We start from the raw sequence: 24,626 nt of genomic DNA, 5'->3' as shown, positions 1-24,626 counted from the left end.
CCGGCGGAATTTTGGGGAGGTGCTGAAACTGGTTTAACCCGGTAAAAATGCTTTACTTTGCCGCCTTAAACGGATATATCCTAGTTAATTATCAATAAAAGGAAAACATGGCTTACGGTTTATTAAAAGGAAAAAGAGGAATTATATCAGGTGCACTGGATGAAAATTCGATTGCCTGGAAAGTTGCGCTGAAAGCAAAGGAAGAAGGTGCCATTTTTACGTTAACCAATGCGCCGATCGCCATGCGAATGGGCGCGATTAATGATTTGGCGAAACAATGCGATGCTCAGATCATTCCTGCCGACGCCACTTCTGTTGAAGATATTGAAAACCTGTTCACAAAATCTGTTGAGATCCTGGGCGGCAAAATCGATTTCGTTCTGCATTCAATCGGAATGTCGTTGAATGTTCGCAAAGGAAAAGAGTACGGTGATTTGAACTACGATTGGTTTCAAAAAGGCATTGACATATCTGCGATCTCGTTACACAAATTTCTGCAAGTTGCTGAAAAACAGGACGCACTTAGCGAATGGGGATCGGTTGTGGCATTGTCATACATTGCTGCTCAGCGTACCTACTCATTTTATAGTGATATGGCCGAAGCCAAAGCATTGCTGGAAAGCATTGCCCGCAGCTATGGCTATCGTTACGGGAAAGCCAAGAATGTGCGCGTAAATACGATTTCGCAATCTCCTACCAAAACAAAAGCAGGTTCAGGAATCGAAGGTTTTGATGCATTTTATGATTTTGCCAATAAAATGAGCCCATTAGGCAATGCTACGGCCGACGATTGCGCCAATTACGCCATTACTTTATTCTCAGATCTGACGCGTTTCGTAACCATGCAAAATCTGTATCACGACGGCGGCTATTCATCAACCGGTATTTCGGAAGAAATCGTTGAATTGATCCAGGCTCAGAATAAATAGATTTAAGAAGATATTCATTTATAAAACCCTTCAAGGCACACGTTTTGAAGGGTTTTCTGTTTTTAATGAAATATTTAGCATTCACACCCGTTTGCCGTTGTGTTCTATTTGAGAACCAATTAGTTTAGCCATTAAATATTTAAAAATGAGACCTAAAACAAATCGCCCTTTTTTCAGAAAATTCAGCCGACAGGCAAAACTTATCCTTTTCATCGCATTATCCGTAGCAGTTTCATCGTGCGGTGGCGAAAAAGAACAAACACAGGCTGCCCCCGATGCACCCGTTTACACACTTGTTTTTTTAGATAAAACCCAGAGCGTACACGTCGATAAAAATTACGTTAATGAAAAGTACCGCCAGGCTTTGACAGACATTATTGACAACAACATGAAGAATAAAGGCGATAAGCTGGAAGTGTATTTTATTCATGAAAATACCTCTAAAGCCAGAGCATTGTCGCTGACTGTGAGGAGTGAGAAAGATGATATGTCGGCTGCAAACGCCACGGACCGCGAGGGAATTGAAACTGCATTTCAGCTATCTCTGCAAAAAGAAAAGGGCATTTACCTGCGCCAGCTATTAACGAAATTGAACCAGCAAAATACAGGAGCGTCCAATTTATCGACGGATATCTGGGCTAGTTTGCCTGTGATCGCGAAGGCGGGTGAAAGTGGCTCGGAAGTGAAAGTATATTATTTCAGCGATATGATTGAAAGTGTCAAAGGCGCTGACCGCAGGGATTTCCACATTAATCCTCCAAAAAGTGACTCAGAAGCCGAGGCTGACGCGAAAGCGGATACGAAAAAGTTGGATCAATATGCGATTGGCTCTCCCCAGGTAACCATCGTCTCGCCATTTGAACCCACAGCTTCGACCAAAGAAAACAACCCGCACGTCACGCATTACTGGCAAACGCTATTTCAGGAATTGGGAGGAGTAAGTATAGAGGAACTTTGAGTGGATTGGCGCCGAAAATTTAGAAGTTCTGAATTACTTTCCGGTTTTCAGCGTCATTAAAGATCGCCTGAATAGGAATCTGAAAACCAGGTATTGCAAAACTGGTCACTGTTCCAATGGCGGATTTGAGTACAAGCTCGTATTCTTCACCTTTCAAGTGATATTGCTCTAAAGTCTCTTGATCCGGATCGATAATCCAATATTCTTCTATTGAATGCGCCTGATAATCTTTGAACTTAACGCCACGATCACGCTTTTCGGTAGACGGTGAAGTAATTTCAACTACAAAGTCTGGAGCCGGGAAAAGTGTCTGATTTTTTGTAAAATGACTTGACTTTTCTTTGATGAAGAAACAGATATCTGGCTCATAATCATTACGAGTGAGAGTGATCATAATTTTCTCAACTCCCACGAAACCGAGCTCAAATTTTCCCACGAAGATACTTAGCGCCCTGGAAAGCATAGTTGTTGCGAAGTTATGACCCAGCTTTACCGGAGAATGAACAATAATTTCACCGTTAATAAACTCGATTTTATCATCTTCGGTAATGTCGTTATAAAATTTAGCTCGCCGGTCACGTTCTTTATTCAAGACATCAGTTACCGCCTGGACTACAAAATATGCGTCCGGTTCGTTGAGGATGTCTGACACCATTCGCTTACCCATCTCAGTTTTTAAAAATTGGCTTTCTAAAAGTAGTGTTTCCAAATTTAATAAATTTATAGTTTAAAAATTACTGATTAACTACCTTATCCAGCCCAATTCTCCCGATCCAGGCTCCGGTATTGAATGGCTTCGGCAAGGTGCTCGACTTTGATTTCGTCACTTCCAGCCAGGTCGGCGATGGTGCGGGAGACTTTCAAAATGCGGTCATAAGCCCGGGCAGATAAGCCTAACCGTTCCATTGCTTTCCGCAAAAGTGCTTTTCCTACATCTTCGATCACGCAGATTTCTTTCACCATTTCCGGCGTCATCATCGCGTTAGAGTAAATTTCCTTTCGGTTTTTGAATCGTTCCGTCTGCCGCTCGCGTGCCGCAATGACTCTTTCGCGGATCTGATCGCTGTTTTCAGATTTTCGGGTCGATGAAATCTGCTCGAAGGAAACAGGAGTTACCTCTACATGCAGGTCAATGCGGTCGAGCAATGGGCCGCTGATTTTGTTGAGGTACTTTTGAACCACGCCGGGCCCGCAGACGCATTCTTTGTCGGGATGATTGTAATAACCGCACGGACACGGGTTCATACTGGCGATCAGCATAAAATTGGCCGGAAACTCGACGGTCATTTTGGCTCTCGAAATACTTACTCTCCGTTCTTCCAGTGGTTGACGCATGACTTCCAGAACCGATCTCTTGAATTCCGGCAACTCGTCGAGAAAAAGGACTCCATTGTGCGCCAGGGATATTTCACCCGGCTGAGGATATCCGCCGCCGCCTACCAATGCAACGTCACTAATGGAATGGTGCGGCGAACGAAATGGTCTTCGTGAAACCAGGGTTGCACGCTTCCCAAGCTTTCCCGCAACAGAATGGATTTTAGTGGTTTCCAGGGCTTCCGGCAAACTTAATGGAGGCAGAATACTTGGAATGCGCTTTGCCAGCATGGTTTTCCCCGCTCCCGGAGGTCCGATAATAATCGCATTATGACCGCCGGCAGCTGTGATTTCCAGCGCACGTTTGATATTTTCTTGTCCCTGAACGTGTTCAAAATCAGCTTCATACTCGTTTTGGGAGGAGAAAAACAGATCGCGCGTATCCACTTTCAGGGGCGGGATCGCAAGTTTCCCTTCAAAGAAAGCGATCGCCTCCGTTAAAGTCTCGATCGGGATCACGTCGATGTTGTTGACAATGGCGGCTTCATGGGCGTTCTCAGCAGGTAGAATAATTCCTTTGAAACCGGCTTTACGCGCTTCAATCGCAATCGGCAAAACACCTTTGATCGGCCTCAGAATCCCATCAAGTGACAATTCTCCCAGAATGATGTAATCTTCCAGGCTCAGCTCGCAGGTAAGCTGTTCGGAAGTGAGAAGCGTGCAGAGTGCAATGGGAAGGTCGTACGCGGAACCTTCCTTTCGAATGTCGGCCGGCGCCAGGTTCACAACCAGCTTTTGCCGCGGCATTTTATACCCAAAGTATTTAAGAGAAGCTTCGACCCGTTGCTGGCTTTCCTTCACCGCACTATCGGCGAGTCCAACCATATAAAAACCGAGTCCCTGACCTACATTTACCTCGATGGTAATGATGGTGGCGTCCACGCCGAAGACGGCACTGCCGTACGTTTTAGCTAACATGGTGTGTGTATTTGAGTAATTAAATAGGAAAATTACGGGCAAAAATAGCAGGAAATCGGAGAAACAAAATCAATAATCTGTGATTGCTTGGCTATCAGACGATTGCTGTATATTTTATGATTAAATAGACAATCCGATGAATAAGGTATTCTTAGCAGTCATATTTCTGGTCAGTTTAAATGCTTTTGGTCAAAAAAACGAAAGCCCGGTCAAAGGAAAAACCATTTGTATCGATCCCGGGCATGGTGGAACGGCAGCAACGGACAGTTACCGGGTGGGACCGGGGGGCGAACGGGAAGAATGGATTGATTTGAGGGTAGGCTTAATGCTTCAGAAAATGCTCGAAGAAAAAGGGGCAAAAGTAATCATGACGCGGACCGAAGATAAAGTAGTGCCGCTGCCGGACCGTTCAAAAATGGCCGTTGAGAGCAAAGCAGACCTTTTAGTTTCCATTCACCATAATGCAACTGCAGATTCCTCTGTCAACTTCCCGATCATTTATTTTCATGGTAATAAGTCTGAAAACCTGGCTAGTGTCGCATTTGGGAAACTGCTTGGAGCCAAGTTATTAAAGTACATGCACAAGCCAAAATCGCCCATTTCCCTGGTATCGGACTTCACCGTTTTTGCCGAGGCGGGAGCTTCCGTTTTACGGAATACATACGGAATACCGGCTATTTTGGCGGAAGCGTCTTTTTTTACCAATGCGGCGGAAGAACAGAAACTAAAATCAGAGAAACACAATCGGAATGAAGCAATCGCATATACGGAAGCAATTGAGGCCTTTTTTGCAAAACCAATTCAAAAAATAGAAGTTAAAAATTCCAATGTGCCGGCTATTCCGCCATTTAAGGTATTTCAGGAAGCTGAACGGATGACGCCGATCGCCAAACAGTGGAAACAGGATTTCGAGGAAGCGAATAGGTTGATGTCGAAAAAGGATACAATGTCTTTACGGGAAGCATACGATCTGTTTACACGCTCGGTCCGTTCTTTTCCGGATTCCTATATCGCTGCCGAATGTCATAAAAAACGTGCGGCGATATTGAATATGCTTGGAAAATCGCTGGAATCGGAACAAGAAGAGCAACGCGCAAAAGAATATTACGTTGATTAAATATCCCGTTGAAAGCCTGAAAAGCGAGTAAATTCTATTCAACCACCGCCGAAACACAAATGTAAGTAGGGATAATGCCGGTGGCGCGGATCCTTACTTCCGCATCTTCGGCCTGGGTATTGCCCGTCAACACAAGCGCAGTGTCCAAACCAAATTTATTCCCACCCAAAATATCGGTATGTAACGTATCTCCCACCATCAGAATGTCCCTTTTACTCACATTCGGATAGTTTTTGATATGCTGGTAAGCAAAAATAAACATCTGCGGATCGGGTTTTCCGAAACGTATGAACTGTCGGCCGATGGTATCTTCAATCATCTTCGCCAATGCACCCACGGCAATGGATAACCTGCTTTTTGAGGCGGGATAGGTTTTGTCCGTATTTGCAACGATCACCGGGATATTGCGTTTGCGGAGCAGGTTCAGGGTTTTTGTCAAATCCGTATTCCAATCAAAACCTTCGTCATCGAGGAACACCAATGCATTAATGTCGTTGACTTCGTTCAGATCCAGTGTTCGGATGGATAATGTTCTCAGGTCCGGAGTTTCGATATAATGCGCCGAATTTTCGGTTCCCAAATAGGCAACAATGCCTTTTCGAACTTTCAGGTCGAGGTATTCTCTTGCCAGCATTCCTGACGAAATAATGCGATCGGGTGTAACGTCATTGATCCCCAACTTAACATAACTTGCGGCCAGCTCCTCCGGCCCCCTCGATGCATCATTGGTAACAACATAAAAATCTTTCCCGGTTTCTCTCAGATATGCAAATGTATTTTCAATGCCCGGAATGAGCCCATTATAGGTTTTCAAAACGCCGAAGGCATCGAAGAAAATGACGTCATATTTAGAAATTACGGATCTGAAATTATCGAGGATCATGAGTTGGTGTCTTAAATGGAAGTGTAGAGTGGTGAATAGTGTGTCAGATATTTAATGCGCGAAGGATCTTATCTGCATCGAATCCGTCTATTGAAGGAAAATAAAGTTCGTAAGCCTCTTTTTGCAATTTGGCGCAGTACGATCTGTGAAAGAAATACTTGCCGTATTTGATTACATAATTCAAGATAAAAAAGCGATATGCTTCTTTCATAAACCGCACTTCACGTTCTGTTAATGGGTAAACCTTGTGGTATTCCTGAAGAAAAATCATGAAACGGTCTTCCATTAACGGGCCCATTAAATAGCTGAAAACCGTCCGGTCGCCTACATTCGATACCACGCGACTGTAAAAGTAGAAATCCATGATGCGGGATGAAACGCGAAACCAGTCGTAATCCCAACGCGAATAGAATTTGAGATCTTCCGTGACCGAAAAATTGCCAATGTTCCAGTCAACAAAAACCGGCATTAAATCAAAAGAACTAACATTCAAGCGTTGGATATTCTTCATGAAAATGTCACATTGTTTTTTCAGAATGTGGATATAACCCCGGTGTTCGTATTGTCCCGTGTCACTTTCAAGTATTTCCAGCAAATGTTGAATATCGGTACGAAGATTTTTTGAAGACTTCGGGAGCGAATGACTTGCCCGAAAACAAGCAAGGTGGAATTTCGCAGCTTCATTACCTAACTTCCTGATCTGATCTTCATTAAGCCGCCTGGGAAGACGGTTCATTACGCGGATCGGATTGTAAAAAACGACCCAGGTATCCACAAAATCTTCCTGGTAGCGATAGGTATAAACCTGATTATTCTTTACCAGCGACTTGGCGAGCACATTTTCAAATGGGTATAAAAGGTTACTCGAAAGCGCCTGAATGATCTTGTGATCTTCTTTAAAATGTTCGTATTTGCCGAAATAGGAAAGCTTGGCAATAACCTTATCATCATTGTCCAGCGTGACCCTGAACACGTGATTTGTCGACACTTTGGCACTGATGTCTTCCACAAATTTCACCCCAATGGAATTGTCGAAACCAGTCCAGGCCTGACGGATAATCTGGGGATAGTCTTTTAAGCGCATTCCTGATAAATTGTTAGGCTATTTAGCTGTTGACGATCCGATAACGGGCATTGTTAAATAATTTCAAAGGTAGCAACTTAGAAGGAGCCTATAATCTCATAATTTTGTAAAAACTTACCTTTGCAATTTTGTTTTACTATTTCTCACGTTTCCTGATCCGGCTGGCACTGCCTATTTATCTAAAAAAGCTGTGTGTCCGCTATTTTGATAAACTTCCGGAAGGCTCGCCCATATTACTGGCCTCCAACCATCCCGATTCATTTTTCGACGCACTGGTGATTGGTGCGGTACTCAAAAAACAAATACATACGCTTGCGAGAGGGGATGCTTTCAAAAAACCGTCTATCGCATTCTGGTTGCGGCAGATCAACCTCATCCCCGTTTTCCGAGGATCGGAAGGTCGGCAATATGTTAAAAACTACGATGTTACGGCTGATGAAAGTCACGCAGCGTTGAAAAAGGGCGATGTCGTCATTGTTTTTTCGGAGGGAGTTTGTGTGAATGAATGGCGTTTGCGGCCGCTGGGAAAAGGTACTGCAAGAATGGCTTATAAAACCTGGTATGGCGACGATGCGCTTCCGGCAATGAAGGTTCTTCCGACGGGTATTAATTACGATCAGTTCCGCGGGCCTGGCAAACGGGTTTCGTTACGATTTGGAGAAATAATTAGTCAGGAAGATATTCAGACCAGTCCGGCTGAATACGAAAAATGGCTTAGAGAGTTTAATGAGTTGCTTGATAAAAGAATGAACGCCCAAATCCTGACGTTGCCAGCTGAATTATCAAAAGAAGAGCAAAGGCTGCAAATGGATGCTTTTTTTGGTGAATGCAAAGTACCGCCCCGCGGAAATGCGATCCAGCGCGCATTAGGAAGCCTGGGCCGGCTTATCCATCAGCCGATTTATTCAGTCTTCAAAGACAAAGCGGACCAATTAACAAAAAGAACGGTATTCTACGATTCTGTTCTTTTCGGTATGCTGATTTATCTCTATCCGGTACTGGTAGGTGTTCTTTCCATCATCCTCGGTTTCATCGCAGGCTGGCCAGCCGGAATCGGGCTGTTTTTTGGATTGTGGTTACTGGCCTGGCTGGGGGGGAGGTATTAGTTAACCATGTAATTTGACTTTTGAAATACAAATTTACATGGTTAATTGTAGGTTAGAATCAATCCTTCACCCGGTTCAAACTCATCGTTTTTAACATCCAATCCGGCAGAGGCTTTTGGTTTTTTCTTTTTTGAATATCTAAAAACCAGCCTATTTTCTTCAAAACAGGTACTTTATGGGTTTCGACGAGTTCGATGAGGGTCCCGTCGGGATCTTCCAGATAGGCGAAACGACCGGCTGCGGATTCCATTCCGAAAGATTTTTCACTGTCAATCGTAAATGGGTAGCCTTGTGCCTGCAATTTTGTTTTTAATGCATTCATATCCAACGTGTCAAAACACAAGTGAATGTAGCCGCAATCGCCCCAATAACGGTTTTCAAATAGTTTTTTAGGAATTCTATCCAGTGCCTGCACAAGTTCGATCTGAATATCTCCCAGAAGTTTGCTGAATGCACCGTCGGGCGTGAAGCTTTTGCGAAGCAACATTCTTCGGTAACGCTGCCCGGGAATGGACGAGGGCAGATCGTCGAAAGTGCCGGTGACGTCATAAATAACCTCAATCGGTTGCAACAGGTTTTCATAAAAAATAACCGACTGGTCAATGTCTGAAACGCCTATTACTACCCCGGCCACGCCGCCAACTGGTTTTTTGGTTTTTTGAAACCAGGAAGCATCGCTGGTAATCTGAAAAGAATTTCCATAGGGATCAACACCCCAAAAACCTTCTCCTTCCGGCAGCTTCACAATCGGTCCCACCGCTTCTTTGGATTTACTTTTAACCCATTCATGTGCTTTTTGCACATCAGGAGCTTTAAAACGGATCGCATTGATTCCCAGATCGCCCGGTTGCAGTTTGAAATTTGCCGGTGCCGATTTCCGGCTTGTGAACGACCATATTTCCAGTCCGCCGCCGCCAGCCATGTTAATGGCGAGCACTGCATGTCTTTTATGTACTTCGCCGCCTGTATACGGAATCATCAGTGGCGCCTCCGCTTTTTCATCGAATACCGGGACATCGAATCCCAACACCTGACGGTACCACTTCCACGCATCGGGCACATTCTGAACCCCTATTCCTACTTGTTGAATTCCTGAAATCAGCGGCGTACTCATTTGTTGAGAATATAATTAAGAAACTGAATTTGTAACTGGGTTTTAAGAACCGGCAATTTTACGAAATAAAAAGGAAACCGGGAGGCATAAAAGCCACTGTGGAACGAATGTGAAGTGTGGAAAAAATTTCTTGGGATACAAAACCCATTTGTTTACATGATAAACATAATAATTCCTATCTTTAAATTGGATTTCCAGAATATTATTTCAGGAAGAAGGAAGTCTACGCATCCATTTGGCTGCACTCATCGTAAATGTGATGAGCTCGTCTCAATTTAAGTTCGAATGAATCAGTCTGTTGTAATTGCTCCGATAAGCGAAAGCTTACCGGAATTCCTAAGTTCTTTTCAATACTCAAAAATCGTTGTAATAGCCGATAACAATACAAAAAAGCATTGTTATCAAAGTTTGAAGGCTGTTTTGCCAAAACATAGTGTGGTTACCGTTTCACCTGGTGAGGCATATAAAACACTGGCGACCTGTGAAAAAATATGGGAGGCGCTCACAAAAGAAGAGCTTGACAGGCATGCGTTGGTGATTAATGTAGGTGGTGGGGTAATGGGTGATATGGGGGGATTTTGTGCGGCAGTTTACAAGCGTGGAATAGATTTTATACAGGTGCCGACCACGCTGCTTTCGCAGGTCGATGCCAGCGTTGGAGGGAAGCTTGGGATTGATTTTCAGGGATTTAAAAATCATCTTGGTGTTTTTAATATTCCGAAAAGAGTTCTGATCGATCCGGTTTTTTTGAAAACTTTACCGGAAAGGGAAATACGCTCCGGATTTGCAGAAATTATTAAACACTGCCTGATTGCGGACTCAAAAAAGTGGGATGAAATCAGGCAAAAGGATTTTGAAGAACAGAATTGGGTGGACCTGATCGCGCATTCCGTGCAAATTAAGCAGCAGGTTGTTGAGCAGGATCCGACGGAAAAAGGGTTGAGGAAAATATTGAATTTCGGACACACACTCGGACACGCGGTTGAAACGTGTTTTTTAAATAAACCAGCCGGTCAGCGACTGTATCATGGAGAAGCGATCGCAGTGGGAATGATCATGGAAAGTTACCTGTCATTCGAACGGAAAATGATTGACCAGGAAACGTTGACGGATATTGAAGAATTTCTTTTTGCCACATATGGTAAAGTGAACATTAAGCCTGAGGATGTTGAGAAAATCATTGCATTAACTCGTCAGGATAAGAAAAATAAAGGAAAGGAAGTGCGGTTTTCATTGCTGGAAGGAGCGGGGCAATGTGCATATGATATCGTGGTTACTGCTTCTGAAATGCGTAAATCAATAGCTTATTATTTGGGGTAGTTTTACAAAACGTCAGTTATAAGTTGTTGGTTGTCAATGGTGTATTATACATTCTGATATATATTTTTATTTACAACCTGACAAATTAAAATACTTATGCTGAGGTCTATTTTAACTTATTCCGCTTTACTATTGGTAATTATAATCGCTGGTTGTTCCAGTGGGAGAAAGGTGTTTGTTGAGCACGATTATAGTTACGAGACGAATTTTAAAGATTACTCTTCCTATACGTTTCTGGAATGTGAGAGAGATACCAATAACCTCTGCACAGAAATTTACGAGGCGATCCGGCGACAAATGCAGGTGAGAGGCTACAAGCTCACCGCCGAAAAACCAACGTTACTAGTCAATTACGGAATTTTCTACGACAACCTTCGCTATCAGGGCTATATGCAGCCGGTCATCAAAAACTGGGTGGATACGGAAAATGACGGATTCCGTTATGAGCCGATCAAATATGCCCTGGACAAAGGAACACTTATCGTTTCCCTAATTGATGCAGAAAGCGATCAGGTAGTCTGGAGAGGTTACGCCTCCGGAATTTTCAAAGGTGTTGAAAACTCAAATAACCATTACAGAAGCGTTGTCAGACGTATTTTCGATCAATATCCGCTTTTCGCAAAAGGTTATGATCCGAGGAGATATAGTGAAGCTGTGGGGAGGTAGTGATTTCCCCTTCTCCCCCCACCCCCTCAAGGGGGCTAATCTAATCAAAAGTTAAGCCCCCTTGAGGGGGTGGGGGAGAAGGGTCACCGCAACTTCAAAGTAGCCAGCGTCAGAATCGCCAGGATAATCCCGACAATCCAGAAACGCGTCACGATCTTCGATTCGTGAATGCCTTTTTTCTGGTAATGATGGTGCAGCGGCGACATGAGAAATATCCTTCGTCCTTCCCCGTACTTACTCTTCGTATATTTGAAATAGCTGACTTGCAGGATTACCGAGGCGTTTTCCATAATGAATATGCCGCACATAATCGGGATCAGCCATTCTTTACGGATCGCCAGGGCTACTACCGCGATCACACCACCCAGCATTAGACTTCCGGTATCGCCCATAAAAACCTGGGCAGGGTACGCATTATACCACAGAAACCCGACGCACGCGCCAATAAATGCGGCGCAGAAAATTACGAGCTCACCCGAGTTGGGTATGTACATGATATTCAGATACTGCGAAAATTTAGTGTTACCCGACAAATAGGCCAGCACACCTAATGTAAGTGCAATGATCCCCGAAACACCTGCCGCCAGCCCGTCGATCCCATCGGTAATGTTGGCGCCATTTGAAATTGCAGTGATGATGAATATCGCAACAATGGTGTAAATGATCCAGGTATACTCCTCGGGCAAGCCAAAAAGCAGCGCCTTGTAGTCGAATTCACTGTTTTTGGTAAATGGGACTGTGGTGACCGTGGGATGGATGATGTCCCGATACCTTTGTATCTCACCCAGGTTGGAGCTCAGCAGCGGCTTTTCGTAGATCCTGATCCTCACGCTGTCATTGAAGGAAAGCGTCATGCCTACAATCAATCCCAAGCCTACCTGGCCTACGATCTTAAACTTGCCGTGCAGCCCATCTTTGTTGTTCCGGAATTTCTTTAAATAATCATCCACGAAACCAATCAAACCCGTCCAAAGTGCGGTAATGATCAGCAAAACGATGTAAACGTTGGTTAGTTTGGCAAAAAGCAAAACGGGGATTAGCAGAGATGCGAGAATAATGAATCCGCCCATAGTCGGTGTTCCCGCCTTTTCCATCTGGCCGGTCAGTCCAAGATCGCGAATGGACTCGCCCATTTGCTTTTTTCTCAGGAAATTGATGATCGTTTTTCCGTAAGTAGCGGCGATGAACAAAGATAAAACCGTAGCTCCTAGTGCCCTGAACGAAATATATTGGAAAACCCCGGCACCGGGAATGTTGAAATGCTTGTCGAGGTAGTCGAATAGATAATATAGCATGTTAATTAAAATGGCGTTTTATGAACACTTCCTGTAACACTTCTTTGTCGTCAAAATGATGCTTTACACCATTGATATCCTGGTAATTCTCATGGCCTTTTCCTGCGATCAGGATAATGTCGCCGGGTTCAGCTTCTAACCCTGCCTTAAAAATAGCTTCACGACGGTCCGGGATAACGGTTGTTTTTTTGTAATCCAATGGCGGGACACCTTTTTTCATTTGTTCCAATATATCCAATGGATCCTCAAACCGAGGGTTGTCAGAAGTAAGAATGACTTTATTACTCAATTTACAGGCGATCGCAGCCATTTTCGGACGTTTTTGAGCATCGCGGTTTCCACCGCAGCCGACCAAGGTGATCACTTTTTCATTTCCGCTCCGCAAATGCGCGATGGTTTCTAGTACATTTTCCAGTGCGTCGGGCGTATGCGCGTAATCCACGATACCCACGATCTGATCGGCAGAATGGAACTGTTCGAATCTTCCGGGAGGACTTTTGAGGTTTGAAAGCTCGGTGAGAACCGCCTCGGCATTTTCTCCCAGAAGCAATGCGGCCCCGTAAACGGAAAGCAAATTATAGGCATTAAAACGCCCGATTACCCTGAACCAGACTTCCTGCATATTAATTTCCATATGCATACCTGCCAGCGTATCAGAAATGACCTTTCCTTTAAAAGTTGCCAGTGTCTGCAATGAGTACGTTTCGATTTTAGCCTGGGTGTTTTGTACCATCACGGCCCCCCGGCGGTCATCGATATTCACCAGCGCAAATGCGGACTTCGGAAGTGCATCGAAAAAGCCTTTTTTCGCTTTAATGTAATTATCAAATGTTTTATGAAAATCGAGGTGATCGTGGGTGATGTTTGTAAAAATCCCGCCGGCGAAATGTAACCCGGTAATGCGGTGCTGGCTCACCGAATGCGAGCTCACCTCCATAAACACGTGGCTGCATTTTTTTGCCAGCATTTGAGCAAGCAACTGGTTCAATGCAATGGAATCCGGTGTGGTATGGGTCGATGCGATGACCTCGTCTTCGATCTGGTTTTGGACCGTCGATAACAGCCCGCAGCGATAACCCAATGCCCGAAATAGTTGAAATAGAAAGGTTGCTACGGAAGTTTTGCCATTTGTCCCGGTAACACCCACCAATGTAAGTTGTTTCGAGGGATGTCCATAAAAAGCTGCCGCAATAAGTCCCATCGCCGCAGCAGAGTCGGGGACCACCATGTAGGTGACCTGATCGCTGGTATTTTCGGGAAGTTCTTCACAAAGGATAGCTGCTGCGCCGAGGCTTGTGGCGGTACCTATAAATTGATGACCGTCGGTTTGAGTGCCCCGCAATGCAACGAACAGGCTTCCGGGTAAAACCTTTCTCGAATCTAAAATCAGGCTTTTTATTAAAATATCTGCCGAACCCAGCACGCGCGCGTCCTTCACTTCGTTCAACAGATTGCTTAAATTTTTCTCTGAATTGTTTTCCATAAATGGAATTACTGTAATGTTAAAAGGATCGTTTTGCCGCCCGATTTATTGGTGCCCGGAGGGAGTGATTGGTCCACTACTTTACCCGAACCTTTGAATGTAACGTTGTAGCCTTTGTTTTCAAGAATGTATAAAGCGTCACGCATAGTAAGGCCCTGCAAATCAGGAATTTCTGCTCCTTCAAAACTTTTTGGCTGCCAGTTGGTTTTGCCTTTTTTGTAAAGTGAGGCCGAGGCATATTCCGCACCTTCCGGGACCGGGGTGAGGTTCAATTCGCTGCTGATCACTTTCAGATCAGAAGTTCTTCCCGCCCATTTCACGTTATTTGAAGTTTCCGGGACAGAATCTTTTATGGGTTTTTGAATGCTTACATTCGATGCATAAATCCGGTCGGCAACTTCTTTGAAAACCGGCGCAGCCACGCTTCCCGCATAACGGGTATAATCCGCGCCGGAACTTTTAGGGTTGTCAATAATGACAATGCAGCTGTATTTGGGTTTATCGGCGGGGAAGTATCCGGCAAACGAAGTATAGTTTTTCCCTTCGGTATAAACGCCGTTGATCAACTTTCGGGCCGTTCCGGTTTTTCCGGCGATATCGTAAAGATCACTTTTAATGTGTTTGGCCAGGCCGTTATTTACTACGCCTTCCAGCATTTTCTTTACCTTTTTTATTGTTTCAATGGATGCAATCGGCTTTTCCTCCACATATGGCACCATCTTATCTTCCAATTCACCCGTATTTCTTACTTCCCGCACGATCATCGGCCGCACCCAATATCCGTCGTTCGCGACCGCATTGTAAAATGCCAGCGTTTGTAATGGGGTCATTTGCATTTCGTACCCGTGTGCCATGAAGTAAAGCGAGTAGCTGCTCCATAGCTTGGAACTGCGGTCACGGATCAGCGGCGGTTTCTCTCCCTTCATTTGAATGCCGGTGGGAGCTGTCAGGTGAAATTGTTTGAGGTACTGAAGATATTTGTCAGGTTTGTTGGCAAAATATCGGAGCATCAACTGTACGATTCCAATATTTGAAGATTTTTCCAGAACCTGGGATGCGGTAATGGTGCCGAATCCACCCCGGTGCGCGTCGCGGATCACGTGATTTTTAAAAGGCATTGCGCCTGAACCCGTATTCACCATCACTTTGTCGGGATCCATGCCCGTTTCTTCGAGCAAAGCGACCATCGTCGCCAGCTTAAACGTGGAGCCGGGATCGTTGCTACCCGCCAGGGCATAATTGAAAACTTCCTCGTACTGATGTTCACCGCGTTTGGTAAGGTTGGCCATTGCCCGGATCTCGCCGGTTTTAACTTCCATAATCACGACCGAGCCGAAGTCCGCATCCATTTCATTCAGCTTTCTCCGCAATGCAATTTCAGCCATATCCTGAAAATTCATGTCGAGCGTAGTGTAAATGTCCCTGCCGGCTTCCGGTTGTACATTCAATGCATCTCCAACCGGGATTTTAATGCCGCCTTCCACCATTTCCACCCAGCCAACTCCCGGTTTGCCTTCAAGCTTTTTATCGAAACTGGCTTCCAATCCGATATAACCCCGGCCGCTTTTGGCATCGATGCCGCCGATCGTGCGGTCGGCCATCGGACTGAAGGGCTTGTAACGTTTGTAAATCGTCTCAAATTTGCCGCCGCCTCCTTTTCTGTTTTTGACAAAAAATGGCCATTTCTTAATTTTTTCACGATCCAGGTGGGTGATCGTTTTGCTTTTTAATCTTAAATATCTTTTGCTTTTGCTAACCCGGTAACTGATCATTTTGCGCCGGTAGCCTGCTGCCGTATTCTCGCCAAAACTTTTTGCTAGCAGTGAGGAAAGTTCATCAACATGATTGTAGAAATATGCCGAATCGGAGGTTTTCGTATCCAGACCGATGTAGTAATATGGTAATGAGGTAGCGAGGAGACTGTTGTCATTGGAATAAATATTACCCCGCATTGCCGGGATGGTATCCAGTTTCAGGTCGTTTTTTTCAGAATATTCGGCCCAGGTTTTGCCTTTGAACTCGTCGTAATATTGAACGCGGATGAGCTTTACAAAAACCAGAATGGCCAGCCCAAACAAAAGCCAACCGACGGTCCTCGCACGGTTGATCAGGGCTTTCTTGTTATTCTGCCCGCTTTCAATGTCGTTCTTCATGATTTGTTGAGATGAAAAGCCTTATTTTTCTTCCTTTTTGATAATAATTTTCTTGGGAGGTTTCAGGTCTTCCTGCAAACCTGTGTCCTTGACTTTTTCGATAACCACCGATTGTTTTCCGCTTTTCATATACTCGGAATGGATCGATGTATACTCGGCGCGCAGATCGTCCACTTCCCGTTTGAGTTTGATGCTATTACGCACATATTGTTCCGACTGAAATCCAATGCGTTCGTAAGCAACAAGAAGGATGACGATCCAGCCAAAATAATAAAAGTACTTGACCGGTAACCTTTCTTCCATTCCCGGCATCTTTTCCCCGAAAACCTTGTCCAAAGGCAAAAACCGGTTCAGCCAGTTAAACAGGTGATACTCCCGTTTTTTCTTCGGTGGCTTCGGTGGTTTTGGTGGAATCGGTTTGGGGCGCTTTTTGTTTTCGGGCATTTTTAAAAGTCACTTGTGGTCAGAAATTGTCACTTGTTGTTATGGTCACTTGTTGTCATTTGTAGTCACTGGTTGTCATTTATTGTCACTTCGGTTCGATATGGTTCGGTTTTGTTTTGTTTTGTTTCGGTTTAGTTTGGAATGGTTTGGTTCGAAGTTGTTTCTGGTTCAGATTGTATTGGAAAAACAACAAATGACAATCAATGACGATACCTGACAATTTCGAACTACCCCAACCCCTAAACCTTCTCCGCGACCCGCAACTTCGCGCTCCTCGCCCTGGGATTTTCAGTTACTTCTTCCTGAGATGCTTCCACTGGTTTTCGGGTAATGCTTTTTAAAGGCTTGATCTCATTTCCGTAAAAATCCTTTTCAACTTCTCCATAGAATTTTCCTTTCTGGATAAAGTTTTTAACCAGCCGGTCTTCGAGGGAATGGTACGACATGACTACCAGTCTGCCGCCCACGTCAAGAACCTCCGGAGCCTGGGTCAAAAACTCTTCCAGGACGCTCAATTCGTCGTTTACCTCAATGCGCAATGCCTGAAAAACCTGTGCAAAATATTTATTCTCGCGATGTTTCGGCGCATATTTCATTAAAATGGATTTCAGGTCATTTACCGTTTCAATGGAGGATTTATGCCTGGCGATCGAAAGAGCTTCGGCCGCCGTTTTTGCATTCATTACCTCTCCATACATTCCCAAAATCCGTTGTAACTCCGCTGCCGATCGCGTATTGATCACTTCGCGTGCGGTTTTTTCGCTGTTCGGGTTCATCCGCATATCCAGGTCCGCATCGAATCGTGTTGAAAAACCCCGCTCCGGCGTGTTGATCTGGTGGGAAGAGACGCCCAGGTCGGCCAGGATCCCATTGACCTTTTCGGCTTTATGTAATTTGAGGTAACGTTTGAGGTGCCGGAAATTGGATGCGATGAATGTGAATCTCTTGTCATCTTTGAATTCGGCAGCGTTTGCGGCGGCATCCGGATCCTGATCGAAAACGAGCAGTCTGCCCGTCGTAAGTTGTTGCAGAATAGCCCGCGAATGGCCGCCACCGCCAAATGTAACATCCACATACGTACCTTCCGGATTGATTTGCAGACCTTCAAGGCATTCCTGCAACATGACCGGCTTATGATAAGTACTTTGCAGATCCATTTGTTAATACCCGTGTTTTAGGAACTATTTTTTGCCAGCAGGCAGTTACAAACTTAGCAATTTTAATGCGTAGGAATGTCCGGTATTAGAGGATTTAATTTTACTATTGCATTAACGTATCCATGTTAATTCCCTGTTTATGAGATTGATCATTTGTGTTGTCGCTTTATTGATTTCAATCACGCAGATCGGCTGCAAATCCACTTCCGAGGCGAATTTGAAAACCGGTACCTGGCGCGCGACGTTAAGTCGTGACAACCAGCAGCTTCCGCTTTTACTCGACATTTCAAAAAATCAGGATGGCAAAACGTATCAGGTTTTCGCATTGAATGGAGAAGAGAAATTGGAACTCGATACAGCCTATTTTGAAAACGATTCACTGGTGATACCGATGCAGCTTTTCGATGCTAAAATCGTCGCAAAAGCCGAAGAAAGTCATCTGAAAGGCATTTACTACCGCCTGGCAAACGGTGTAATTTCCGGGGCGTTGCCTTTTGAAGCGAAATTTGGGGATTCGTATAAATTCTTTAAACCGGGCGAGGCCAAAAGCTCCAAAAATGTTTCGGGTAAATGGGCTACCTATTTTATCGATGATAAAGGTGATTCCACGCAGGCAGTTGGCAATCTGGCACAGCAAGGTACCGATGTCTCCGGCTCATTCCTGACGACTACCGGCGACTACCGTTTCCTCACAGGCAGCGTAAATGGGGATAGCCTCTACCTTTCCACATTTGATGGTTCAAATGCCAAATTATTTAAAGCAGCCATCCAGGATGGTATTTTGAAAGGCTCCATGTGGTCCGGCGTGAAAGCGTACAAAACCTGGGAGGCAAAACTTGATCCGAATGCGAAACTTCCGGATGCCGCGAAACTTACTTTCCTGAAACCAGGGTTTGAAACAGTCGACTTTAAGTTTGCCGATTCAAAAGGAAAAGTATGGACTTTAAAAGATCCGCGGTTTGCCGGTAAACCCGTGGTGATCCAGATCATGGGTTCGTGGTGCCCGAATTGCATGGATGAAACCAACTTTATGTCGCCCTGGTATAAAAAGAACAAAGATCGCGGCGTAGAGTTTATCGGTCTTTCCTTTGAGCGTTCCGATGATCCGAAAGTTTCCAATCCGAAGATCGAGCGGATGATCAGCCGGTTCGATATCGATTATCCGATTGTACTTGCGGGTACAAATACCGATGAAGCTACTGCCAAAGCATTGCCCATGCTGAATAAGGTAATGTCTTATCCCACAACGATTTTCATTGATAAGAAAGGAAAGGTGCGTGAAATTCACACCGGCTTTTCCGGCCCCGGAACCGGCAAATACTACGACGAGTTTGTCGTCGGATTCAACAGCCTCATGGATAAAATGATCGCTGAAAAATAGTATGCTTGCATAATACTGCACCGATTTCTTACATTTGCGAGAGGCACGTTTTGTATGAATGTACCACTTGCAAAAGATGCGTAAAGAGAAAACAATCGATTTTCAGATCAAATGGGCATGGCATTCCATTTCAAGAATGTACAATGCCTATGCCGCCCGTTTCGACACGACGATGGCGGTAGGCTATGTATTGCTGAATATTGATATGGAAAATGGCACACCCGCAACCAAGATCGCGCCACTGTTGGGCATGGAGCCGAGAAGCCTCGTGAGGATGCTTAAAAACCTGGAAGAAAAAGGGCTGATCAAACGCGAAGTCAGTGAAAGTGACAAACGTTTTGTAAGGATTGTGCTCACGGAACTCGGAAAAGAAAAGCGCGAACTCGCCCGCGAAGGTGTCATATCATTCAACACGATGATCCGTGACAAAATACCACTTGAAAAACTGGTTACGTTTTTCGAGGTGATCAAAGACATCAACAAGCTCGTAGAAGAAGAAAACCAGAAATTAAAAGCGGGCGAAACCACCGCGGATTTAGAATAAAACAGAGCAAAAAGTGAAATAGCTAAAAGCTAACGGCTAATAGCTAAAAGCTTCGAGCCAAAAACCAAAAACCCATGAACCGATCAATTCGTAAAGTAGCAGTGCTTGGCTCCGGCATTATGGGGTCGCGTATTGCCTGTCATTTTGCCAATATTGGCGTAGAGGTTTTATTACTCGATATTGTTCCAAAAGAACTTTCTGATGCTGAAAAAGCAAAAGGCGTCACGACGGAACACCCCGCTTTCCGGAACCGGATCGTAAACGATTCATTTCAACAGACATTAAAAGCAACGCCCGCGTCGCTTTACAGCCCATCTTTCGCCTCGCGGATTAAGCTGGGGAACTTTGATGACAATCTGGCGGATATTAAAAATTACGACTGGGTGATCGAGGTGGTCGTCGAGCGGCTTGATATTAAGAAAAGTCTTTATGAAAAAGTCGACGCTTTACGCAAGCCCGGCACATTGATCACTTCCAATACTTCGGGTATCCCCATTCATCTGATGTCGGAAGGGAGAAGTGAGGATTTTAAAAAGAACTTTTGCGGAACGCACTTTTTTAATCCGCCAAGGTATCTGCGGCTGCTCGAAATTATTCCCACAGCCGACACAGATCAAACTGTGATCGATTTCCTGATGCATTATGGAGAACTTTTTCTCGGAAAAACGACCGTTTTGTGCAAGGATACGCCCGGATTCATTGCCAATCGGCTCGGTATATATGCATTGATCCAGACCATCCGCGTTGCCGAAGAAATGAACCTGAGCGTGGACGAAGTCGATAAGTTGACGGGACCCGTCGCGGGCCGGCCAAAATCCGGAACATACCGGTTGTCTGATGTTGTGGGGCTCGATACGACGGTTCACGTCGCCAACAACTTATATGCTTCGGGAGAGAATACGGACGAGTCGCGGGATGCATTTAAGCTGCCGGGCATTATGCAAAAGCTGTTTGATAACAAATGGCTGGGAGACAAAACCGGACAGGGTTTTTATAAAAAAATCAAAGACGAGAAAGGGAAGTCGGTTATTCTGGCACTGGATTTTAATTCCCTGGAATACAAACCTTCTGAAAAAGTAAAGTTTGCGACGCTCGAAGGCACCAAAGCAATTAGTGATGTTTTAAAGAGATTTCCGGTACTGCTGGCTGGGACCGATAATGCAGGTGAATTTTACAGAAAAACGTTTGCCGACATTTTCAGGTACGCAAGTTTTCGCATTCCGGAGATCTCGGACGAAACTTTCAGAATAGATCAGGCGATCTCGGCAGGGTTTGGCTGGCAATATGGCCTTTTCGAAACCTGGGATGCCATTGGTGTCAAAAACATGCTTTCGATCATGGAAAGTCTGGATTTGAAACCGGCTGAATGGGTTTACGAAATGGTAAATGCGGGTAACGAATCATTTTACAAAGTCGAAAAAGGAAGCCGGCTCTACTATGACATTCCTTCCAAAACCTATAAGAAAATACCAGGTCAGGATAGCTTTATTATTCTGAGCAATCTGACGAATAACATTGTATGGAACAATGCAGGCGCTAATTTGTATGACCTGGGCGATGGAATTCTAAACCTTGAATTCAAATCGAAAATGAATACCATGGGTGCTGAGGTGATCGAAGGCATTCAGAAAAGTATCAGCATTGCGGAGAAAGATTACCGTGGGCTGGTGATCGGAAATGAGTCCAGCGAGGCATTTTCTGCCGGGGCCAACCTCGGCATGCTTTTCATGTTCGCGATCGAGCAGGAGTTTGACGAGATCAATATGGTAATCGCGCAGTTTCAGCAAACGATGATGCGCGCCCGCTACTCCTCGATCCCGGTCGTGACAGCGCCGCATTCCCTTGCATTGGGCGGTGGTTGCGAGCTTAACCTGCACGCCGACAAGGTGGTAGCACATGCCGAAACGTACATTGGACTTGTCGAGTTTGGTGTAGGTTTGATACCTGCCGGTGGCGGGACCAAAGAAATGGCATTGAGATGCTCGGATATGTACCAAACCGGTGATCCTGAGCTTAATATCCTGCAAACCGCATTTATGAACATCGCCCAGGCCAAAGTTTCAACTTCTGCGCAGGAAGCGCGTGAAATGAATTACCTGCAGGAAAAAGACCAGATCGTATTAAACAGGTCCCGGTTAATCGCGGAGGCAAAACAAGCGGCGATCGAGCTGGCGGATAATGGGTATACTCAGCCGAAACAGAGATCGGATATCAAGGTTCAGGGAAAAACGGGAATTGCGTTATTTATGGCAGGCATCGCTCAAATGCGACTTGCCAACTATATCTCAGATCATGATGCCAAAATCGCGAATAAACTGGCTTATGTTATCAACGGCGGGGATTTGAGTTACGCGCAAAATGTGACGGAACAATACCTGCTGGACTTGGAACGGGAAGCATTTTTATCACTTTGCAGTGAAAAGAAAACGTTGGAAAGAATGCAGGGTTTACTTAGCGGAGGGAAGCCGCCCCGCAACTAGTAAATGGCGTATTTTGATCAGAGATTATTTTTGTGCCAGTTTATGTTTTACATTTTGCACAATTATCGTGTAAATGTTCGATATTTAGATTTAATCGACAGGTTTTATTCCTTAAAAATCTTTCTTCACGCATACTAATTCGTCCAGGAAATACCTAATTATCAATGATTTCAAAAAAAGCAAAATACGCCCTGAAGGCTCTGAAAGTTTTGGCTGAGCAGTATGGAAAAGGTCCTGTGCTGATTTCCTATATTGCTGAAAAAGAGCGCATTCCCAAGAAGTTTTTGGAAGCAATCTTGCTAGATCTTCGGAATAATGGCGTTTTGCAGAGTCAGAAAGGAAAAGGAGGGGGATATCTGTTACGCGTGCCGCCGGGTGAGGTCAATTTCTCGAAAGTACTGCGTATTATCGATGGGCCCATTGCCCCCGCACTCTGCGTTTCTATGTTTTTCTATGGCCGATGCGACGATTGTAAAGATGAGGAATCGTGCAGTCTGAGGTCGGTACTGGAAAAATGGCGTGATGCAAACCTGGCGGTTCTGGACAGAACCACATTAAATGATCTCCTCGAAGCTGAGAATGCGAACCGGATTGATATTTTATCTTAAAGTAAGCCGGTCTTTGCGCACATAAAGACGCGTATCGTCAAAGTCTCCGGCTAGCTTATAGTGCATTTGAACATATTGAAACAACTCAGGGTAACTCGAAATGCCCTGAGTTTCTTTGTTTTGAACCCAAACACTATTCTTCCCCACAGCATCCAGGATGAATGCGGGCTTAGTCCGGTTCAGGTCGGAAAGGAATTTCCGGCGGTACGTTTCGCGCATGGGATGATTGAAGATGGATCGCTCCGTGTGGTTTTCAGACGTACCCTGGGCAAGTTGAGCCTCCACGTAATACACACATTGCCAGCCCCATACAGTCATATAATCGCCTTTTTTACTATATTTTTTCAATTCCGTCACCACCGGGCTTTCACCTAAGGTCCGTGCGTTTACGGAATTGAACTTGTTTAGCATGCCTTCTCTTGCGTAGGAAAATGCGTCGTTTCCGACAAACCAGCAAAGCAGTACCAACGGAAATACGGATGCCCATTTGCCGAGGCGAGCGGTTGCGGACGCAGCAAGTAAAGTCAGTGGGATAATGCAAAAATTGAGGTAATGGATAAAATCATTGCCCGATTTGGTAATGGCATAAATGCTGGATAGAACGAGCATTAAAATGAAAAAGCGAATTTCCATTCCTTCACGCCTTTTGTCAGGATTTTTGAAATGAAAGTAAATTCCTGCAAGAATGGCAATAACAATCGTTAATGTAAATAACTGGAAATCAGACGAGAGAGCAAGGATTTTGATAAACTGTGAAGGGATTTGAGGTAACGTGGCACCCTCGGCATAAACCATGTTTCCCAGAATATAAAAGTCGATCAGGTCGTTAAAAACGGCATTTGATAAAGTCCAGATCAATACGCAAAATGGAAAACTAAGACCACCGGCGATTAAGGTAAGTATGGGCCGAAACTCGTTGTTTTTGCGAAAATGCAAGTAGCAAAACCAGAATGCAGCCAATGCGATCACGAAAGCCTGAGGCACCGCCTGCAACTTGGCAAAAGGAATGGTGCCCGCTACAAATCCAATCAAAAATGCATTTCGGGTAAAGTTGCGATTACTGGTACTGAGACGGGACAACAGCCAGGTGTTCCACGCTAAAAGGAAAATAGGAAGTTGCTCACTGGAATTATGAACAAAGTCGATTTCCTGCGTGAAGGCCAGTAAAAATAGCGGCACAAGTATGAGCCCGCGCGCTACATTTGCTCCAAACCAGTTTTTTATGGAGAAAAACAAAAATAGTAGGGAACCGGCGGTACAAAGAAGCCCCATAAATCTCCCCGAAGAATAATTGAGCTGAAAACCGAGCAGCTTCGGCAAAACCAGCAAGTAATTATCCAGTGGCCCAATGGTTGTTCCATCCACCGAACGCCAATATACGGCATCCTGAAAAAGGGTGATGGCGTGGCTAATCATCTGACTTTCATCGGGATTGATTTCCCGATTGTAAACTACAACCGGCAACCGCATGAAAACCAGAAGTGCCATGCATAACACCAGATACAGGCTGATTGGGACGCGATTCAACCGGCTTGAAACAATCACAAGCCCCGCCAATAGATATCCCAAAAACCAGTATACCGTCGGAGAATGATCGAATGAAATCATACGA

At 44.8% G+C, this 24,626-nt stretch carries 21 protein-coding genes; 10 read left to right on the top strand and 11 right to left on the bottom strand.

The features are described from left to right. Positions 1 to 107 precede the first annotated feature (107 nt). Both LZG72_RS07680 and LZG72_RS07675 read left to right on the top strand, forming a co-directional pair. Complete coding sequence (locus tag LZG72_RS07680; RefSeq protein WP_233869760.1) at positions 108 to 929, top strand: enoyl-ACP reductase; 822 nt, start codon at positions 108 to 110, stop codon at positions 927 to 929. Positions 930 to 1,074: 145 nt separating this feature from the next. Next, complete coding sequence (locus LZG72_RS07675; protein WP_233869757.1) at positions 1,075 to 1,887, top strand: hypothetical protein; 813 nt, start codon at positions 1,075 to 1,077, stop codon at positions 1,885 to 1,887. A 19-nt stretch (positions 1,888 to 1,906) separates the two neighbouring features. On the opposite strand, the gene LZG72_RS07670 is transcribed toward LZG72_RS07675, so the two are convergent. Both LZG72_RS07670 and LZG72_RS07665 read right to left on the bottom strand, forming a co-directional pair. After that, positions 1,907 to 2,596, bottom strand: a complete 690-nt coding sequence (locus tag LZG72_RS07670; protein WP_233869754.1) for a Uma2 family endonuclease — start codon at positions 2,594 to 2,596, stop codon at positions 1,907 to 1,909. A gap of 41 nt (positions 2,597 to 2,637) precedes the next feature. Further along, positions 2,638 to 4,179, bottom strand: a complete 1,542-nt coding sequence (locus tag LZG72_RS07665; RefSeq protein WP_233869750.1) for a YifB family Mg chelatase-like AAA ATPase — start codon at positions 4,177 to 4,179, stop codon at positions 2,638 to 2,640. 136 nt (positions 4,180 to 4,315) lie between these two features. Here LZG72_RS07665 and LZG72_RS07660 point away from each other — a divergent pair, with 136 nt between their 5' ends. Next, positions 4,316 to 5,296 carry an N-acetylmuramoyl-L-alanine amidase gene (locus LZG72_RS07660; protein ID WP_233869747.1) on the top strand — a complete coding sequence of 327 codons (981 nt, stop codon included), beginning with the start codon at positions 4,316 to 4,318 and terminating at the stop codon, positions 5,294 to 5,296. 34 nt (positions 5,297 to 5,330) lie between these two features. Here the strand turns inward: LZG72_RS07660 and LZG72_RS07655 are convergent, their stop codons facing one another. After that, a complete protein-coding gene (locus LZG72_RS07655; protein ID WP_233869744.1) occupies positions 5,331 to 6,179 on the bottom strand; it encodes a TIGR01459 family HAD-type hydrolase in 849 nt (282 codons plus the stop codon). A gap of 43 nt (positions 6,180 to 6,222) precedes the next feature. Continuing rightward, positions 6,223 to 7,263, bottom strand: coding sequence for a hypothetical protein (locus LZG72_RS07650; protein WP_233869741.1), 1,041 nt, complete (start codon positions 7,261 to 7,263; stop codon positions 6,223 to 6,225). A 128-nt stretch (positions 7,264 to 7,391) separates the two neighbouring features. Here LZG72_RS07650 and LZG72_RS07645 point away from each other — a divergent pair, with 128 nt between their 5' ends. Continuing rightward, positions 7,392 to 8,369, top strand: a complete 978-nt coding sequence (locus LZG72_RS07645) for a 1-acyl-sn-glycerol-3-phosphate acyltransferase (RefSeq protein ID WP_233869738.1) — start codon at positions 7,392 to 7,394, stop codon at positions 8,367 to 8,369. A 58-nt stretch (positions 8,370 to 8,427) separates the two neighbouring features. Here the strand turns inward: LZG72_RS07645 and LZG72_RS07640 are convergent, their stop codons facing one another. Further along, positions 8,428 to 9,483, bottom strand: coding sequence for a VOC family protein (locus tag LZG72_RS07640; protein WP_233869735.1), 1,056 nt, complete (start codon positions 9,481 to 9,483; stop codon positions 8,428 to 8,430). A gap of 285 nt (positions 9,484 to 9,768) precedes the next feature. On the opposite strand from LZG72_RS07640, the gene aroB reads away from it, so the two are divergent. Beyond that, on the top strand, positions 9,769 to 10,803 hold the full coding sequence (gene aroB, locus LZG72_RS07635; RefSeq protein ID WP_233869732.1) for a 3-dehydroquinate synthase: 1,035 nt from the start codon (positions 9,769 to 9,771) through the stop codon (positions 10,801 to 10,803). A gap of 90 nt (positions 10,804 to 10,893) precedes the next feature. Next, positions 10,894 to 11,469: a DUF4136 domain-containing protein gene (locus LZG72_RS07630; protein WP_233870473.1), complete on the top strand. Its 576-nt coding sequence runs from the start codon at positions 10,894 to 10,896 to the stop codon at positions 11,467 to 11,469. 83 nt (positions 11,470 to 11,552) lie between these two features. On the opposite strand, the gene mraY is transcribed toward LZG72_RS07630, so the two are convergent. From mraY to rsmH, 5 genes are all read right to left on the bottom strand, one after another. Further along, positions 11,553 to 12,764 carry a phospho-N-acetylmuramoyl-pentapeptide-transferase gene (mraY, locus tag LZG72_RS07625; protein WP_233869729.1) on the bottom strand — a complete coding sequence of 404 codons (1,212 nt, stop codon included), beginning with the start codon at positions 12,762 to 12,764 and terminating at the stop codon, positions 11,553 to 11,555. Position 12,765: 1 nt separating this feature from the next. Beyond that, positions 12,766 to 14,247, bottom strand: coding sequence for a UDP-N-acetylmuramoyl-L-alanyl-D-glutamate--2,6-diaminopimelate ligase (locus LZG72_RS07620; protein WP_233869726.1), 1,482 nt, complete (start codon positions 14,245 to 14,247; stop codon positions 12,766 to 12,768). 8 nt (positions 14,248 to 14,255) lie between these two features. Beyond that, positions 14,256 to 16,400, bottom strand: coding sequence for a penicillin-binding protein (locus tag LZG72_RS07615; protein ID WP_233869722.1), 2,145 nt, complete (start codon positions 16,398 to 16,400; stop codon positions 14,256 to 14,258). A 21-nt stretch (positions 16,401 to 16,421) separates the two neighbouring features. After that, complete coding sequence (locus LZG72_RS07610; protein WP_233869719.1) at positions 16,422 to 16,844, bottom strand: FtsL-like putative cell division protein; 423 nt, start codon at positions 16,842 to 16,844, stop codon at positions 16,422 to 16,424. Between the two features lie 239 nt (positions 16,845 to 17,083). Next, the gene (gene rsmH / locus LZG72_RS07605) at positions 17,084 to 18,001 is read right to left on the bottom strand and encodes a 16S rRNA (cytosine(1402)-N(4))-methyltransferase RsmH (RefSeq protein ID WP_233869717.1); all 918 of its coding nucleotides are present in this window, start codon (positions 17,999 to 18,001) and stop codon (positions 17,084 to 17,086) included. Positions 18,002 to 18,140: 139 nt separating this feature from the next. On the opposite strand from rsmH, the gene LZG72_RS07600 reads away from it, so the two are divergent. The 4 genes from LZG72_RS07600 (at position 18,141) to LZG72_RS07585 (ending at position 23,014) form a co-directional block, all read left to right on the top strand. Continuing rightward, positions 18,141 to 19,382 carry a peroxiredoxin gene (locus tag LZG72_RS07600; protein WP_233869714.1) on the top strand — a complete coding sequence of 414 codons (1,242 nt, stop codon included), beginning with the start codon at positions 18,141 to 18,143 and terminating at the stop codon, positions 19,380 to 19,382. A 76-nt stretch (positions 19,383 to 19,458) separates the two neighbouring features. After that, positions 19,459 to 19,926, top strand: a complete 468-nt coding sequence (locus tag LZG72_RS07595) for a MarR family winged helix-turn-helix transcriptional regulator (protein ID WP_233869709.1) — start codon at positions 19,459 to 19,461, stop codon at positions 19,924 to 19,926. A 74-nt stretch (positions 19,927 to 20,000) separates the two neighbouring features. Further along, on the top strand, positions 20,001 to 22,406 hold the full coding sequence (locus LZG72_RS07590) for a 3-hydroxyacyl-CoA dehydrogenase/enoyl-CoA hydratase family protein (RefSeq protein WP_233869706.1): 2,406 nt from the start codon (positions 20,001 to 20,003) through the stop codon (positions 22,404 to 22,406). 164 nt (positions 22,407 to 22,570) lie between these two features. Further along, positions 22,571 to 23,014 carry an Rrf2 family transcriptional regulator gene (locus LZG72_RS07585; RefSeq protein ID WP_233869703.1) on the top strand — a complete coding sequence of 148 codons (444 nt, stop codon included), beginning with the start codon at positions 22,571 to 22,573 and terminating at the stop codon, positions 23,012 to 23,014. Here LZG72_RS07585 and LZG72_RS07580 read toward each other — a convergent pair. Beyond that, a complete protein-coding gene (locus tag LZG72_RS07580; protein ID WP_233869700.1) occupies positions 23,006 to 24,622 on the bottom strand; it encodes a hypothetical protein in 1,617 nt (538 codons plus the stop codon). The two genes, LZG72_RS07585 and LZG72_RS07580, sit on opposite strands and share 9 nt — an antisense overlap. Positions 24,623 to 24,626: the final 4 nt, after the last annotated feature.

The sequence above is a fragment of the Dyadobacter sp. CY323 genome, from assembly GCF_021390245.1.
Lineage (GTDB): Bacteria > Bacteroidota > Bacteroidia > Cytophagales > Spirosomataceae > Dyadobacter.
The sequence above is the reverse complement of the archived record's forward strand: the minus strand, read 5'-3'. Positions and strand labels throughout refer to the sequence as shown.